Annotated in this window: 14 protein-coding genes; 8 read left to right on the plus strand and 6 right to left on the minus strand. The window is 69.3% G+C overall.

The window, feature by feature from the left end; all coding sequences use genetic code 11:
• Positions 1-77: 77 nt before the first annotated feature.
• The 4 genes from ABTU82_RS12240 to ABTU82_RS12255 all read left to right on the plus strand — a co-directional run bounded on the left by ABTU82_RS12240 (position 78) and on the right by ABTU82_RS12255 (position 3,284).
• Positions 78-1,238, plus strand: coding sequence for a serine/threonine-protein kinase (locus ABTU82_RS12240; RefSeq protein ID WP_407173677.1), 1,161 nt, complete (start codon positions 78-80; stop codon positions 1,236-1,238).
• Complete coding sequence (locus ABTU82_RS12245; RefSeq protein WP_407173678.1) at positions 1,235-1,702, plus strand: hypothetical protein; 468 nt, start codon at positions 1,235-1,237, stop codon at positions 1,700-1,702. The genes ABTU82_RS12240 and ABTU82_RS12245 overlap by 4 nt, the downstream gene beginning before the upstream one ends.
• 4 nt (positions 1,703-1,706) lie before the next feature.
• Complete coding sequence (locus ABTU82_RS12250; protein WP_407173679.1) at positions 1,707-2,624, plus strand: AEC family transporter; 918 nt, start codon at positions 1,707-1,709, stop codon at positions 2,622-2,624.
• Positions 2,625-2,726: 102 nt separating this feature from the next.
• The gene (locus ABTU82_RS12255) at positions 2,727-3,284 is read left to right on the plus strand and encodes an HdeD family acid-resistance protein (protein ID WP_116646661.1); all 558 of its coding nucleotides are present in this window, start codon (positions 2,727-2,729) and stop codon (positions 3,282-3,284) included.
• Positions 3,285-3,333: 49 nt separating this feature from the next.
• Here the strand turns inward: ABTU82_RS12255 and ABTU82_RS12260 are convergent, their stop codons facing one another.
• Together ABTU82_RS12260 and ABTU82_RS12265 are read right to left on the minus strand one after the other, a co-directional pair.
• Entirely contained in the window at positions 3,334-5,328 is a 1,995-nt protein-coding gene (locus ABTU82_RS12260; protein WP_407173680.1) for a S9 family peptidase, read from the minus strand.
• A 2-nt stretch (positions 5,329-5,330) separates the two neighbouring features.
• The gene (locus tag ABTU82_RS12265; protein WP_407173681.1) at positions 5,331-6,095 is read right to left on the minus strand and encodes an SDR family oxidoreductase; all 765 of its coding nucleotides are present in this window, start codon (positions 6,093-6,095) and stop codon (positions 5,331-5,333) included.
• A gap of 121 nt (positions 6,096-6,216) precedes the next feature.
• Here ABTU82_RS12265 and ABTU82_RS12270 point away from each other — a divergent pair, with 121 nt between their 5' ends.
• The 4 genes from ABTU82_RS12270 (at position 6,217) to ABTU82_RS12285 (ending at position 9,069) form a co-directional block, all read left to right on the plus strand.
• On the plus strand, positions 6,217-6,720 hold the full coding sequence (locus ABTU82_RS12270) for an NfeD family protein (protein WP_116646663.1): 504 nt from the start codon (positions 6,217-6,219) through the stop codon (positions 6,718-6,720).
• On the plus strand, positions 6,713-7,816 hold the full coding sequence (locus ABTU82_RS12275; RefSeq protein WP_116646664.1) for an SPFH domain-containing protein: 1,104 nt from the start codon (positions 6,713-6,715) through the stop codon (positions 7,814-7,816). Before ABTU82_RS12270 ends, ABTU82_RS12275 begins: the two co-directional genes overlap by 8 nt.
• Positions 7,813-8,601 carry a glycerophosphodiester phosphodiesterase family protein gene (locus tag ABTU82_RS12280; protein ID WP_407173682.1) on the plus strand — a complete coding sequence of 263 codons (789 nt, stop codon included), beginning with the start codon at positions 7,813-7,815 and terminating at the stop codon, positions 8,599-8,601. Before ABTU82_RS12275 ends, ABTU82_RS12280 begins: the two co-directional genes overlap by 4 nt.
• A gap of 93 nt (positions 8,602-8,694) precedes the next feature.
• Positions 8,695-9,069: an RNA polymerase-binding protein RbpA gene (locus tag ABTU82_RS12285; protein ID WP_116646666.1), complete on the plus strand. Its 375-nt coding sequence runs from the start codon at positions 8,695-8,697 to the stop codon at positions 9,067-9,069.
• Between the two features lie 44 nt (positions 9,070-9,113).
• Here ABTU82_RS12285 and lnt read toward each other — a convergent pair whose 3' ends face one another.
• The 4 genes from lnt to tatA form a co-directional block, all read right to left on the minus strand.
• Entirely contained in the window at positions 9,114-10,646 is a 1,533-nt protein-coding gene (gene lnt / locus ABTU82_RS12290; RefSeq protein ID WP_407173683.1) for an apolipoprotein N-acyltransferase, read from the minus strand.
• 45 nt (positions 10,647-10,691) lie between these two features.
• Positions 10,692-13,175: a DEAD/DEAH box helicase gene (locus ABTU82_RS12295; protein WP_407173684.1), complete on the minus strand. Its 2,484-nt coding sequence runs from the start codon at positions 13,173-13,175 to the stop codon at positions 10,692-10,694.
• Positions 13,172-13,930, minus strand: coding sequence for a twin-arginine translocase subunit TatC (gene tatC / locus ABTU82_RS12300; protein ID WP_407173685.1), 759 nt, complete (start codon positions 13,928-13,930; stop codon positions 13,172-13,174). The genes ABTU82_RS12295 and tatC overlap by 4 nt, the downstream gene beginning before the upstream one ends.
• A gap of 63 nt (positions 13,931-13,993) precedes the next feature.
• On the minus strand, positions 13,994-14,251 hold the full coding sequence (gene tatA / locus ABTU82_RS12305) for a Sec-independent protein translocase subunit TatA (RefSeq protein ID WP_407173859.1): 258 nt from the start codon (positions 14,249-14,251) through the stop codon (positions 13,994-13,996).
• Positions 14,252-14,287 lie beyond the last annotated feature (36 nt).

Consider the following 14,287-nt stretch of genomic DNA (forward strand, 5'->3'; position numbering starts at 1 on the left):
CCGGGCCGCGCCACCGTGGCACGGACGCTCTGAGCTCAGGCGTCGGACGCCCCTCCAGCGCTGTCTAGAGTGGACGTGTGACAGCGCCCGACTCCCCCGCGGACGCCGCCGAGCTGCTCGACGGCCGCTACCGCCTCGAGACGATCGTCGGTCAGGGCGGTTACGCGCGGGTGCACCGCGCGACAGACACATCTCTCGGTCGACAGGTCGCCGTCAAGATCTTCACCGTCGAGGCGGCCGACGAGCGCGATCGCAGGCGACGCGAGTCCGAGACGCGACTTCTCGCCGGCCTGAGCCACGAATCACTCGTGACGCTCTTCGACGCGAGCCTCGAGACCGATCCGTCCTATCTCGTCATGGAGTTCGTCGACGGCCCGACTCTGCGCACCGCCATCGCCGACGGCCCGCTCCCTCCGCGGAAGGCGGCGCGGCTGGCGATCGAGCTCAGCGAAGCCCTGCAGGTCATCCACGCGGCGGGGGTCGTCCATCGCGACATCAAGCCCTCCAACGTGCTCCTCCGCCCCGCGCGCACCGAGTTCGGTGAAGACCGGGCAATGCTCGCCGATTTCGGCATCGCGTCTCTCGTCGACTCCACGAGACTCACCGGCACCGGCACGCTGGTCGGCACCGCGGCCTACCTGAGTCCCGAGCAGGCTCGCGGAGACCGGGCGGGCGCAGCATCCGACGTCTACTCGCTCGGACTCCTGCTGCTCGAGGCCCTCACGTCCGAGCGCGCCTTCGCCCAGCAGACGCCGCACGAGGCACTGGCTGCACGCATCGCCCGCACTCCCGAGATCCCGCCGCACCTGCCCGCCGACTGGCGCGCGCTCCTGAGCGCGATGACCGCTCTCGACCCCTCCCACCGTCCCGACGCGGCGGCGGTCACCCGTGCCGCGCGACGGATCGAGAGCGAGGATGCTGCGCTCTCCCCTGCCGCGCTCTCCCCTGCCGCCCGGAACGCGGAACCCACCGGCGCGACGGCCGTGCTCGATCCCGGCGCGACCGCAGTGCTCGATCCCCGCACCCGCGTGCTCGAACCGGCGGCCGATGCGCCCGCGAGAAGCACACCCCCGCGCTGGCTCTGGTGGGCGCTCGGTGTCCTCGTGGTCGTGGTAGCGATCGCTGTCACGGTCGGGATCCTCCTGTCCACGGCCGCTTCTTCCCCGACGGATCCTGCCTTCCCCCCTCTCCCCGATCCGCTCGGCTCGCACTTCCGCGACCTCTGGAGCGCGCTGTGATCCGCCGCGCGGGGCTGCTCTCCGCCGTCGCGGTCGCCGCGGCGATCGTGCTCGCGGGGTGCTCACCCGCTCCCGAGGACGGCTGGCGCGATCAGGTCTCCCAGGCGGCCGAGCAGGCCTCGTCGGGCGACTACGCCGCCGCCGACGCGACGCTGGCGACCGTCGAACAGGCGGTGGCGGCCGCTCGCGACGACGCGCGGATCGACGCCGCACGTGCCGAAGAGATCCTCGCCGCAGTCGCGATCGTACGTGCCGATCTGTCGACGCTGGCGACGCCGTCTCCCGCGCCGTCGGCGTCGACGCCGGCGGTCGAGAGCACCACCCCTGCATCCACTCCCACGCCCGAAGAGGCGGACGAGGACGAGCCGACCGAACCCGATACCGGTCCCGGCAACGGCAACGGCAAGCCGGGGCCGAAAGACGACAAGGTCAAGGGTCCCGCCGACAAGGGAGACGACGAGTGAGCTCGTGCTGAGCGTCTTGACCGGCTTCCTGGTCGTCGCCGTGGCGATCGTCGTCGGCTACATCGTCGGCCGGATCGACCTGCTCGGGCCCCACGCGCGGTACGTGCTCAGCCGGCTGACATTCTTCGTCCTCTCGCCTTTCCTGCTCTTCGTCGTGCTTGCCCGGGCCGACGTTGCGACCCTGTTCTCCGCACTCCTGCCCGTCTCGATGCTCGCGGCGGCGGTGATCTTCGCGATCTACACGGTGGTCGCGCGATTCGTGCTGCGACGCGGAGTGGGCGAATCGGTGATCGGCGCCCTTTCCGGCGGCCTGGTCAACTCCAACAACATCGGCATCCCGATCTCGCTCTACATGCTGGGGAACGCTGCGTACTCGGCGCCGGTGATCCTCTTCCAGCTGCTCATCGTGATGCCGATCGCCCTTGCCCTCCTGGACGCCGCCACCTCCGGCGCCCGGTCGGCCGGACGCATCCTTCGACAAACGGCGCGAAACCCCATGCTCATCGGCTCCGCTCTCGGTGTGCTCGTCGCCCTGCTCGACATCGACCTCCCCCCGATCGTCTTCGACCCGCTGATGCTCGTAGCCAACGCCTGCGTGCCGATCATGCTGATCTCGTTCGGCATCTCGTTGCACGGGCAGCGCGTGCTCGCCACCGGCGGGCGCCGCGCCGACGTGCTGGTCGCCTCCGCTCTGAAGCTGCTCGTCATGCCGGTCGCGGCGTGGCTGCTCGCGCTCGCGTTTTCTCTCCCGTCTGAGCAGGTACTCATCGTCGTCGTGCTCGCAGCGCTCCCGACCGCCCAGAACGTCTTCAACTACGCCCAGCGCTACGACATCGGCGAGATCATCGCGCGCGACACGATCTTCATCACCACGCTCGGCTGCGTGCCCGTTCTGTTCCTCGCGACGCTGCTGCTCGGCTGACGAGCCGGAGGCAGACGTCGTCGTGCGTCGGCACGTCCCCCACTCCCCGCCCGGTGGGTCTACAGTAAGGGTGTTCTCAGCGTTCTCTCAGAAAGGCAGCGCATGTCTGCGACCATCTCGTTCGACAAGTCTGCGGTGACGGCCATCCGCACCGCCCTCGGGATCGGTGGCGTGATCTCGATCATCGCCGGCATCGTGATCCTCGTCTGGCCGGGTCACGCCGCGGAGGCAGTGACCGCGATCATCGCCGTCTACGTCATCGTCGCCGGCCTCGTCTACGCCGGTCTGGGCGTCTTCTCGCGCACCCGTCAGGGGTGGTCGCGAATCGGGCACATCGTGCTGGGCATCCTCTTCGTGATCGCGGGAATCGTCGCCTTGGTGAACCTCGCCGCGGCCACCGTCGGTCTCGCCGTCTTCATCGGTGTGCTGATCGGCATCCTCTGGCTGATCGAGGGCGTCGTCTCGCTGTCGACCCTCGGCGACTCGGGATCGAAGGGCTGGACGATCTTCTTCGCGATCGTCAGCATCATCGCCGGCGTCACGCTGCTCTTCTCGCCGCTGTACGTCGCGATCCTGTGGCTCTTCGTCGGCATCTCGCTGGTCGTACTCGGCATCTTCCAGGTGGCACGCGCCTTCACGTTCGGCAAGACCGTCCGCTGATCCGGTGAACGACGAACGCCCCGCGACCTGGTCGCGGGGCGTTCGTCGTTCACTGGGCGACGGGAAGGTGGCGATCCCACCAGTCGAGGATCGCCTCGAACCGTTCGACACGGTGCCGGGGGCGTCCCGCCCGGGTCAGCTCGTGGTCCTCCCCGGGGAAGATGAGCATCTCTGCTTCCGTGCCCTGACGCTTCAGTGCACTGTAATAGCGCGTGGCCTGCTCGAGCGGGCACCGGAAGTCGAGCTCGGAGTGGATGACGAACGTCGGTGTGGTGACCTGCCCGACGACCGCCATCGGACTCTGTCGCGCGATCGCCGCCGGGTCGGTACCGACGTACTCGTGCCCGAAGAAGCTGCCGATGTCGCTGGTGCCGTCGAACGTGGCGGGGTCGAGCATCCCGCGCTCGACGATCGCACCGGCGAACCGGTGATCGTGGGCGATCGTCCACGCCGTCATGTAGCCGCCGTAGGAGCCGCCCATGACACCGGTGCGTGAACCGTCGAGACGGGAGTCCGCGGCGAGCACACCGTCGAGGAAGTCCTGGATGTCGGTGTAGTCCACCGTGCCCATCGCCTGGCGAATGGCCCGACCGTGCGCCCGTCCGTAACCGGCGCTCCCCCGCGGGTTGCAGTAGACGACGGCATAGCCCGCGTCGACGAGCACCTGGGTCTCGTCGAACACGCGCACGCCGTACGACGAGTACGGCCCGCCGTGGATCTGCAGGAGCACGGGGAACGGCCCCTCGCCCTCCGGTGCGGCGACCCACCCGTGCACCGGATAGCCGTCGCGCGCGGTGATCTCGATCTCACGCGGCTCGACCAGTCCCGCTTCGCGAAGCGCCGAGCCGAAGCTCGTCACGGGCCGCGCTTCGCCGTCGCTCACGACGGCGAGCTCGGAGAACGAATCGGCCGTGCCGACCGCGACGACGAGGGTGTCGCCGGATGCTGCGTGACCCGACACATCGACGTCGCCGCCGAGCACCTCGGTCACCGTCGCGTCGCGCGTCACGCGCAGCAGTCGGACCCGACCGCGGGTGCGGTCCTGGACGACGGCGTCGTCACCGTCGACCGTGATCCGGCTACCCGGTTCGCCCAGGTCGATCGTCTCGGGATCGGTGAGGCGGCGCGGCTCGCCGTCATTTTCGAGGACCCACAGCGCGCTTCCCGGTGCGACGAAGTCGACGCGGCTCTGGCCGACGTCGCTGGCGATCAGCCACACCACACCGTCGGGCGCGACGGCGACGTCGTCGATCGAGAGCGAGCGCTCCGCGCCCACGAGCTCGCGCGAGCCCGATCCGTCGGCGGCCACGGCGACGAGACGATCGCGCAGGTCGGCAGAATCGGTCTCGATCATGTCGGGGATGACGAGGATCTCGGTGCCGTCCGCGGTCCACGTCGTACCCGACCAGCTTGCGGGGCCGTCGGTGAGCTGGACGGCGGATGCGGCTACGCGAGGCGTCTCGGCGGCCTCCTCGCCCTCGGCGAGAACCCGCGGGGCGGCGTCGTAGACGGGTTCGCTGGTCGGGTCGGGTGCGGCGATCCGGAACAGGTGCGCCGGTCGGTCGGCGATGTATCCGAGTCCGTTCGCGTGCCAACGGATGCCGGTGATGCGCCGGGGCGCCTCGTCGGAAGCATCCAGTCCGTCGACCGTGCCGTAGCGCCCGCGCTCGGCGACGCGGGCCGTGTACGCGAGGTCGGCACCGTCCGGTGACCAGGAGAAGGCCAGCACGCCTGTCTCGGCATCGGTCGCCTGCAGTGCTTCGCCGCCGTCGACGGGCATGACGAACACCTGCGCGTGCCGCGCCGCGTCCGCACGGAGGAACGCGATCCGCTTCCCATCGGGTGAGAGCTCCGGGCCGGAGTCGGCCGTACCGCGGGTGAGCCTGCGGGGCTCGCCGTCGGGCAGGTCCACGCGCCACACCTGGCCGACGGCCCGGTTCGCGCCGAGGTCGGGTCTCGAGGTCGCGAAGACAGCGAACGACCCGTCGGGAGCGATCGAGGGGCGCCCGACCGAGATGAGCGACTCGATGTCGCGGGCGCGCACCGTCACTCCCCCTGGAACGAGTCGGTGTCGCCCACCAGACGGGTGTGATCCTCGGGGATCGGCTCCACCGCGGCGAGAGCGACCTCCGCGGCGAACTCCGACACGTTGTAGAGGCGTCCGGCCGACTCGCGGCGAGCCGAGATCGCGCCGGGGTTGGCGCGCTCGAGCAGGGTCGCCGTGATCGTGCCCTCGATCATGTCGCCCGAGACGACGACGAAATCGATGCCTCGCTCTTCGAGCGCGGGGATGTGCTCGCGGAGGGCATCCTCACCGGCGCGCTTGGAGCGCGCGACGGGCTCGTACTCCGGCATCGTCGGCGTCGTGCGGATGAAGTGCGCCTGGTGGCTGGTGACGAACACCACTCGCGCGCCGCGCCCGAGGAGGGGAAGGGCCGACTCGAGGACGCCCACCTGCGCGTCGCGGTTGAGCTTCAGCGCGTAGTCCTCGGCCATGCCGGACTCCATGCCGCCCGACGCGTTCAGCACGAGCACGTCGAGGCTGCCGAACGTGCGCTCGACCTCGGAGAACATGGCCTGCACGGACGTCGGGTCGGTGAGATCGGCGCCCACCACGAGCACCCGCGCGCCGAGCTCGCGCAGTTCAGCGGCGAGCTTCTCGGCGCGAGGCGCCTTGTTGCGGAAGTTGATCACGACATCGGCTCCGGCCTCGGCCAGGTAGCGGACGGTGTCGGCTCCGATGCCGCGTGACGACCCCGTCACGAGGGCGGTCTTACCCTGGAGCGAACCGGCGGCGAGAGGCTGGGACATGCGAGAACTCCTGGTCGAATCGAGGCGCGGCCGCGGGGATTCGACCTGTCATCAGCCTATCAACGGGCCCGGTCGGACCCCCGGATGTTAGGGTTCGAACACGAGCGGGAGAGGATGCCCGATGTTGCCGGATCTGACGCAGTACATCTGGATCGCCTGGCTGGTGCTGGTCCTGCTCTTCGTGATCATCGAGCTGCTGACCCTCGAATTCACCTTCCTCATGCTCGCCGCCGGGTCTCTGATCGGCGGCCTCGGAGTCTTCCTCCTCGGCGGGCCGTGGTGGCTGCAGGTTGCGATCGCTGCCGCCGTCTCGGCGCTGCTTCTCTTCACGATCAGACCTCTTCTCCTGCGTGCGCTCCATCGCGGCGAGCCGCCCGCCCGAACCAATGTGGATGCGTTGTACGGAATCGGCGGTCGCGTGGTCGCTCCCTTCCTCGACGGTGCCGGCTCCGTCCGCCTCGACAACGGCGAGACCTGGACGGCCCGGCTCTCCGACGCCCTCCCCCATCCCGTCCTCGCGGCCGGCGACCGGGTGATCGTCGACGCGGTGCACGGTGCCACCGTCGAGGTCACGCCTGCTCCCCGAACGATCCCCCCGACAGAGAGTGAGACCAACGATGGTTGACGTAGGGGCCTTCATCGGCCAGATCTTCGTGATCGTTCTTCTGGTGGTGCTGGCGATCTTCGTGGTCGTGGTGCTCTTCCGAGCGATCCGCATCATCCCCCAGGCATACTCCGGCGTGGTCGAGCGGCTCGGTCGCTACCAGCGCACGCTGAGCCCCGGGCTCAACCTCCTCGTCCCGTTCGTCGACCGCGTACGCCCCCTCGTCGACATGCGCGAACAGGTCGTCTCCTTCCCGCCGCAGCCGGTGATCACCGAGGACAACCTCGTCGTCTCGATCGACACGGTCGTCTACTTCCAGGTGACCGATGCCCGGGCGGCGACCTACGAGATCGCGAACTACCTGAGCGCGGTCGAGCAGCTGACCACCACCACGCTCCGCAACGTCGTCGGCGGCTTGAACCTCGAAGAGGCGCTGACGAGCCGCGACAACATCAACGGGCAGCTCCGCGTCGTCCTCGACGAGGCAACCGGCAAGTGGGGCCTTCGGGTCTCGCGCGTCGAGCTGAAGGCGATCGATCCGCCGCTGTCGATCCAGGACTCCATGGAGAAGCAGATGCGGGCCGAGCGCGACCGTCGAGCGGTCATCCTGACCTCGGAGGGCTCGAAGCAATCGCAGATCCTCGAGGCGGAGGGCCGCCGACAGGCCGAGATCCTCCGCGCCGAGGGCGACAAGCAGGCAGCAGTCCTGCGCGCACAGGGTGAGGCGGAGGCCATCGAGATGGTCTTCAACGCCATCCACGTCGGCGACCCCGACGACAAGCTGCTGGCGTACCAGTACCTGCAGACCCTCCCCAAGATCGCCGACAGCGCCTCGAGCAAGATGTGGATCATTCCGAGCGAGTTCACCGAGGCGCTCAAGGGCATCGGCGACGCCTTCGGCGGGCGCGCCGCGGCGACGCCGTCCTCGGCGAAGGAGGGCGTCCGCGCCACCACCGCGAGCAGCAGCACAGCCCAGGAGGCCGTCGACGCCGCACGAAAGGCGGCGAGCGAGGCCGACGACATCGCCGTGCAGGTGCGCAGCAGCATGCCCGGCGGCGCCGGCCAGTCGACGGTCGCCGACGCCGACGCCGCTGCGCCCGCGGACCCGGCGGCGTGACGCACCCCTGGTTCGCGGGGGCATCGGTCCCCCGCGTTCTGGCGCACCGCGGTCTCGTCACGACGGATGCTGCGAGCCACGGCGTCGTCGACAATTCCTTCGCCGCCGTTGCCGCGGCCCACGCCGCAGGTGCCCTCTACGTGGAATCGGACTGCCATCTGACGAAGGATGGAACAGTCGTGCTCTTCCACGACGAGGATCTCTCCCGCACGGTCGGGGATCCTCGGAAGGTCTCCGACGTCACGGTCCGCGAACTCGAAGACCTCATGTCCGGGCGCGGCGGCCTGATCACGCTCGAGCAGGCGTTGGAGACGTTCCCCGACGTGCGGTTCAATCTCGACGTGAAAGCCGCAGCCGCGGCCGAGCCCGTCGGACACCTCGTCGCGCCGGCGGCCACGCGCGTCCTGCTCACGAGCTTCTCCGACGCACGCCGCCTGACGGCTCTGCGTGCCGCGGCCGAGGCGGGCGCGACCGTGCGGCCGGCCACCTCGGCGGGGCGCGAGACGATCGCCAAGGTGCTCCTGGCCGTGTCGCTGCACTCCCGTCCGCTGGCGGAGCGGGCGCTGCGCGGCGTCGATGCGCTGCAGATCCCGGAGCGCCAGGGAGCGGTCCGTGTCCTCAGTCCGCGCCTGATCGAGACCGCCCACCGTTACGGCGTCGAGGTGCATGTCTGGACCGTGAACGATGCCGCCGACATGCGCCGGCTCGCCGACATCGGCTGCGACGGTATGGTGACAGATTGCGCTGACGTCGCGCTGAGGATCCTGGGCCCCGCGTCACTCTGAGCATCGACTGTGAATGCGAACCGTTCACCCGGTGTTCGGATGGATCGCCCAGGCCGAGACGTTATACCTGATCAGCGACGAGAGGACCACACAATGGCAGACCGCAGCCTGCGCGGCATCCGACTCGGCGCCCAGAGCTTACAGAGCGAAGAGGGCGTCGTTTTCCATGACCGTACAAAGCACACCTACAATTGCACGTCCTGTGGACGTGACAGCACCCTGACGTTCGCCGCCGACGCGGAGGTTCCCGACAGCTGGGAATGCCGCACCTGCGGTGGCGAAGCGCTGCGCCGCGTCGGCGACACGACCGCGACGGTCGACCACAGCGACGACAAGGCGGCCCGCTCCCACTGGGACATGCTGCTCGAGCGCCGCTCGCTCCCCGAGCTCGAAGAGCTTCTGGAAGAGCGTCTCGCCTTCGTCCGTGCTCGTCGCGGCGGCGGCGACGTGGAGCGCATCAGCGCCTGACGTTCCGTTTCGTCTCCTGACGCCGATCCCCTCGGGGGTCGGCGTCAGTTCTTTTCCCGGCGCGCGAACGCGAAACCGCCCAAGACCACGAGCGCAAGCAAGCTCCCCCATCCGACCACGGCCTGCACGCCCGAGCCGATGATCGCGGCGGGGGTGAGCCCCTCGCGCAACGGCACGTCGGTGAGCATCGCCCCGGCGGTGTCGGACGGCAGCGAGTCGATCGTCGAACCGTCGGGCGCGATCACCTGACTCGTTCCCACGGTGGAGATGTTCACCACCGCTCGACCGGTCTCGATCGCTCGCATGCGGGCGAACGCGAGTTGCTGCAGGTTCTCGTCGGTGTTGCGGAAGTCGGCGTTGTTCGTCTGGAACATGTAGACCTCGGCACCGTCGCGGACGCCGTCCCAGACGACGTCGTCGTAGATGACGTCGAAGCAGATGGCGAGGCCGACCCCTACGCCGTCCAGGTCGAAGAACGGCGCGTTCGTGCCCGGGGTGTACTCGCGTCCGATGAGGCCGATGAGGTCGGGGGCGAGCATGGCGAAGAAGTCCCGATCGGGCACGTACTCGCCGAACGGCACGGGATGTGTCTTGTCGTGCAGGTCGGTCCCGCCCTCCCCGGACTTCCAGAGCATCGACGTGTTGAAGATGTCGTCCCCGCGCGCGGTCGCCGCGTTGACGATCAGTGGCGCGTCCACGCGCTCGGACAGCGCGTCGAGGGTGGCCGCCGTCGCGGCGTTCGACAGTGGGTCGGAGTCGATCCCACCCTCCGGCCACAGGAGCACGTCGAGTTCCTCGCCGAAGAGCGGGGCGGATGCGGCGAGCTGAGCGTTCAGGATCGCCCCGCGCTCGCGGCGGTCGAAGTACCCGCTCGGGCCGTTCCCCTGCACGCTGCCGACGGTGAGCGACCCCGCATCCGTCGTCGGGAAAGCGGGGACGACCAGGAGGAGGATCGCGAGCGCGGTCGCGGGCACCGCGGTGACGAGGGCGCGCCACCGCGCCTCGCGGATCCACTGGATCACCGCGGCGACGAAGACGACCATCAGGAAGGTCAGCCCCGTGACCCCGACCCACGAAGACAGATGGGCGAGCGGACTCTCTGACTGGCTCATCCCGATCCGCCCCCAGGGGAAGCCGGTGTACGGCCACGAGCCGAGGACGAGCTCGCGCATCGTCCAAAGGCCCCCGACGAGCGCAGGAAGCACCACAAGGCGCGCGACAGGACCCGGAAGCACCCCCGGCATCCACCGGTAGGCCAGGGCGATCGGGACCGCCAAGGCCCCCATGATGACCGTCTCGAGACCGGCCAGCGCGAACCACGGCACGACGCCGAGGTACCGCGAGGTCCAGTCGACGTGAGTGAACCAGAACGAGGCACCGAAGAGCAGCCCGACGAGGAGCGCTCCTCCCACGCGTCGCCCGATCAACGACACGAGCGAGAAACCGACGCCGACGAACGCGAGCGGCCACCACCCCACGTCGGGGAAGGACAGGTCGAGAGCGAAGCCGCCGACCACAGCGGTGAGCGATGCGGCCCAGAGCGGGAGGACGGGGCGGACGGCCGGAGTTCGGGGCACGGATCTCACCCTAGATCTCCGCACCTGAGCGCTCGCTGCGGCGCGTCACACCGTCGCATACGCGACGATGCCGCGGCGCACCGCGTCGAGGGCCTTGCGGGCCGTTCCCGCGAGGCCGGGCTCGGCGACGAGCGAGATCTGGTCGAGCAGATCGATGGTCTGCTTCGACCAGCGTACGAAGTCCCCCGCCGCCATGTCGGCGTCGGCCAGAACGCGATCCAACGGAAGACCGCGAGCCCAGGAGTGCATCGCGGAGGCGAGGCCCGCCGAGATCGGCTCGGTACCCGGAAGATGGTGATCGCGTTCGAGATCGTCGAGCTGCTGCCAGAGCGTCTCGGTGTCGGACAGCACCGCCCGGAACGCCCCCCGCGGCAGGCCGTGTTCGCCTGGCCCGGCGTCGTCTCGGCGGGGTTCATAGACCAGGCTGCATGCCAGCGCCGCCAGAGCCGCCGCATCCAGCTCCTTCCACAGACCTCGACGCAAGCACTCCGCGATCAGCAGGTCGCGTTCGCCGTAGATGCGTCGCATCGTCCGGCCGGCCGGCGTCAGGGTCGTAACCCCGTCGCGCTCGGCGACGTAATCGAGGGCGCCGAGCACGTCGACGACGCGGTCGAAGATGCGCGCGACCGTGCCGGTGCGCTGCTCGATCTGGCGTCGGATCTTGTCGGTGCTGCGCTTCAGCTTCCAGTACCGCTCCGCCCACCGGGCGTGATTCTCGCGGTCGGGACAGGAATGCGCGGGGTGGCGCTGCATGCGCTTGCGCAGGCTCGACAGCTCCCGCTGCCGTTGTTCGCGCGTCGCGCGCGAGGCGGTCGCGTCGCGACGGTTGAGCTTCTCGAGGTCGGCGAGCTGGCGCCGGATCTCGGAGTATTCGCGGAAGTCGCCCCGATCGCAGGTCATCGCCTTCTCGTACCCGGCGAGCGATTCGTCGGCGTCGCGCACCTGGCGGGCGAGCCCGACGACCGCGCGATCGGCCTGGAACTGAGCGAACGAGGACTCGAGGATCTCGCGCGATCGCGCACGTCCGAACTGGTCGATGAGATTCACGGCCATGTTGTACGTCGGCCGGAAGCTCGAGTTCAGCGGGTAGGTGCGACGTGAGGCGAGCGCCGCCACCGACTGCGGCTCCAACGCCGCGGTCCACTGGATGACGGCGTGACCCTCCACGTCGATGCCGCGGCGACCGGCGCGCCCGGTCAGCTGCGTGTACTCCCCCGACGTGATGGCGACACGTGCCTCGCCGTTGAACTTCTCGAGCTTCTCGAGCACGACGGTGCGTGCGGGCATGTTGATGCCGAGCGCGAGCGTCTCGGTGGCGAAGACGGCCTTGACGAGCTTGCGCTGGAAGAGCTCCTCCACGACCTCCTTGAACGCCGGGAGGAGGCCCGCGTGGTGGGCGGCGACGCCGCGCTCGAGGTTCTCGCGCCAGTCCCAGAAGCCGAGCACGGCCAGGTCTTCCTCGAGGAGACTGCGGGTGCGTTCCTCGACCACACGGCGGATCTCGTCGCGCTCCTCGGGAGTGGTCAATCGCAGACCCGAGCGGCGCACCTGCTGCACCGCGGCGTCGCAGCCGACGCGACTGAAGATGAAGAAGATCGCGGGGAGGAGGTTGGCGCGCTCGAGGAGAGCGACCACGTCCGGACGGTCGAGTCTCTCGATGCGCTGCGCGTGGGTGTTTCCGATCGGGCGCGCGCCGCGCTGTGACGAACGTCCGCGCTGCGCCGCGTAGCCCGCGCGGCCCGAGCTGCGACCGGCCTGGGAGCGCCGGTTGTTCTCGTACGTCGTTCCCCCCGCGGAGCGCATGCGCAGCAGCTCCTGATTCACCTGCGCGGTCGCGACCCCGGCTCGATCGTCGAAGAGCGGCAGCAGATCGCCCCGCACGAGCACGTGCTGCTCGAGCGGCACGGGACGCGTCTCGGAGACGATGACCGCCGTGTCGCCGCGCACCGTGTCGAGCCAGTCGCCGAACTCCTCGGCGTTCGACACCGTCGCCGACAGCGACACCAGTCGCACGCTCGGCGGGAGGTGGATGATGACTTCCTCCCACACCGCGCCGCGGAACCGGTCGGCGAGGTAGTGGACCTCGTCCATGATCACGTAGCGCAGGCCCCGGAGCGCGCCCGAGTCGGCGTAGAGCATGTTGCGCAGCACCTCGGTCGTCATCACGACGATGCGCGCCGACCCGTTGATGTTGGTGTCGCCGGTGAGGAGGCCGACCTCATCGGCCCCGTAGACGTCGACGAGCTCACGGAACTTCTGGTTCGACAGCGCCTTCATCGGCGTCGTGTAGAACGCCTTCTCACCCGGCTCGAGCATCGCGAGATGGATCGCGAACTCGCCGACGATCGTCTTGCCGGCGCCGGTAGGGGCGGCCACCAGCACGCTCCGCCCCTCCTCCAACGCTTGGCACCCGGCGATCTGGAAGCCGTCGAGGTCGAACCGCTGGGATGCGGCGAAGTCCGCCGTCCGCGGGTGGCTCACGCGCTCGGACGCCCGAGCGAATCGCTCGGCCGGGCTGAGCGAACTCACGCGGTGGCTTCCGGAGGGAGCAGGGTCTCCTGGCGCTTCCTGCGGCGACGGTCGAGCAACAGGGTCAGACCCGCCGCGGCGAGGTAGAGCACGATGAGGATGCCGGCGAGGCCGAGCATGCTGACGACGTCGGCCGCGGGCGTGGCCAGGGCCGAGAAGATCGTCGCGACGAGGATGGCGACGCGCCATCCCTTCAGGATCGCCATTCCACTCATCACGCCGGCGAAGTTGAGCGCGACGAGGAAGACGGGGAGCACGAACGCGACCCCGATGAAGATGAGCAGCTTGAAGACGAAGTCGTAGTAGTTCGCCGCCTCGAACAGCTGCGCCCCCTGCTCGGGCACGAACGTGGCCATCAGCTCGATGATGTGGGGCATGATGAACACCCCCACCACGCAGCCGCCGAAGAACAGCGGCACGGCGGCGGCGACGAAGCCGATCGTGTAGCGCACCTCGGAGCGGGTGAGCCCGGGCATGATGAACGCCCAGATCTGCCAGAGCCAGATGGGCGCCGACAGCAGGAGGCCCAGCGCGAAGGCGATCCGCATGCGCAGATCGAAACCGGAGGTCACGCCCGCGAAGTTGAGCGCTACGAGATCTGTGCCCCGCTGCTCCGCCACGATGCGGATGGGCTCGGTGAGCACGTCGATCACCGGTCCGGTGATGAAGAAGGCGACGACCATCCCGATGACGAGGGCGAGAGCGGCGATCATCAGCCGCCTGCGCAACTCGACCAGGTGCTGGCCGAGCGACATGCGTCGATCGCGCCGCGGCTCACGCCCTCCCACGCGAGGGGGCTCGGTCGTCACCACGACGGGTCAGGGCTTGGGGTCGGCGGTACCGCGCGCGGGATCGGCCGCGATGTGGGACGCATCGCGAACCTCCGGTGCGACGACCGGCGAGGCGGTGGTCGGGTCGGCGGCGTCTTCCTTCTTCATCTCTTTGATCTCGCTGCGGAAGACGCGGGCAGACTGGCCCATGCTCTTCGCCAGGGCGGGGAGCTTCGCGGCTCCGAAGAGGAGGAGGATGACCGCGAGAACGATCAGGAGGTGCCATCCTGTAAGACCGGCCATGATTGTTCCCTTCTCGAGGTGCGTGGCCAGTCTAACCCC

This window comes from Microbacterium deferens, from assembly GCF_045517775.1.
Taxonomy (GTDB): domain Bacteria; phylum Actinomycetota; class Actinomycetes; order Actinomycetales; family Microbacteriaceae; genus Microbacterium.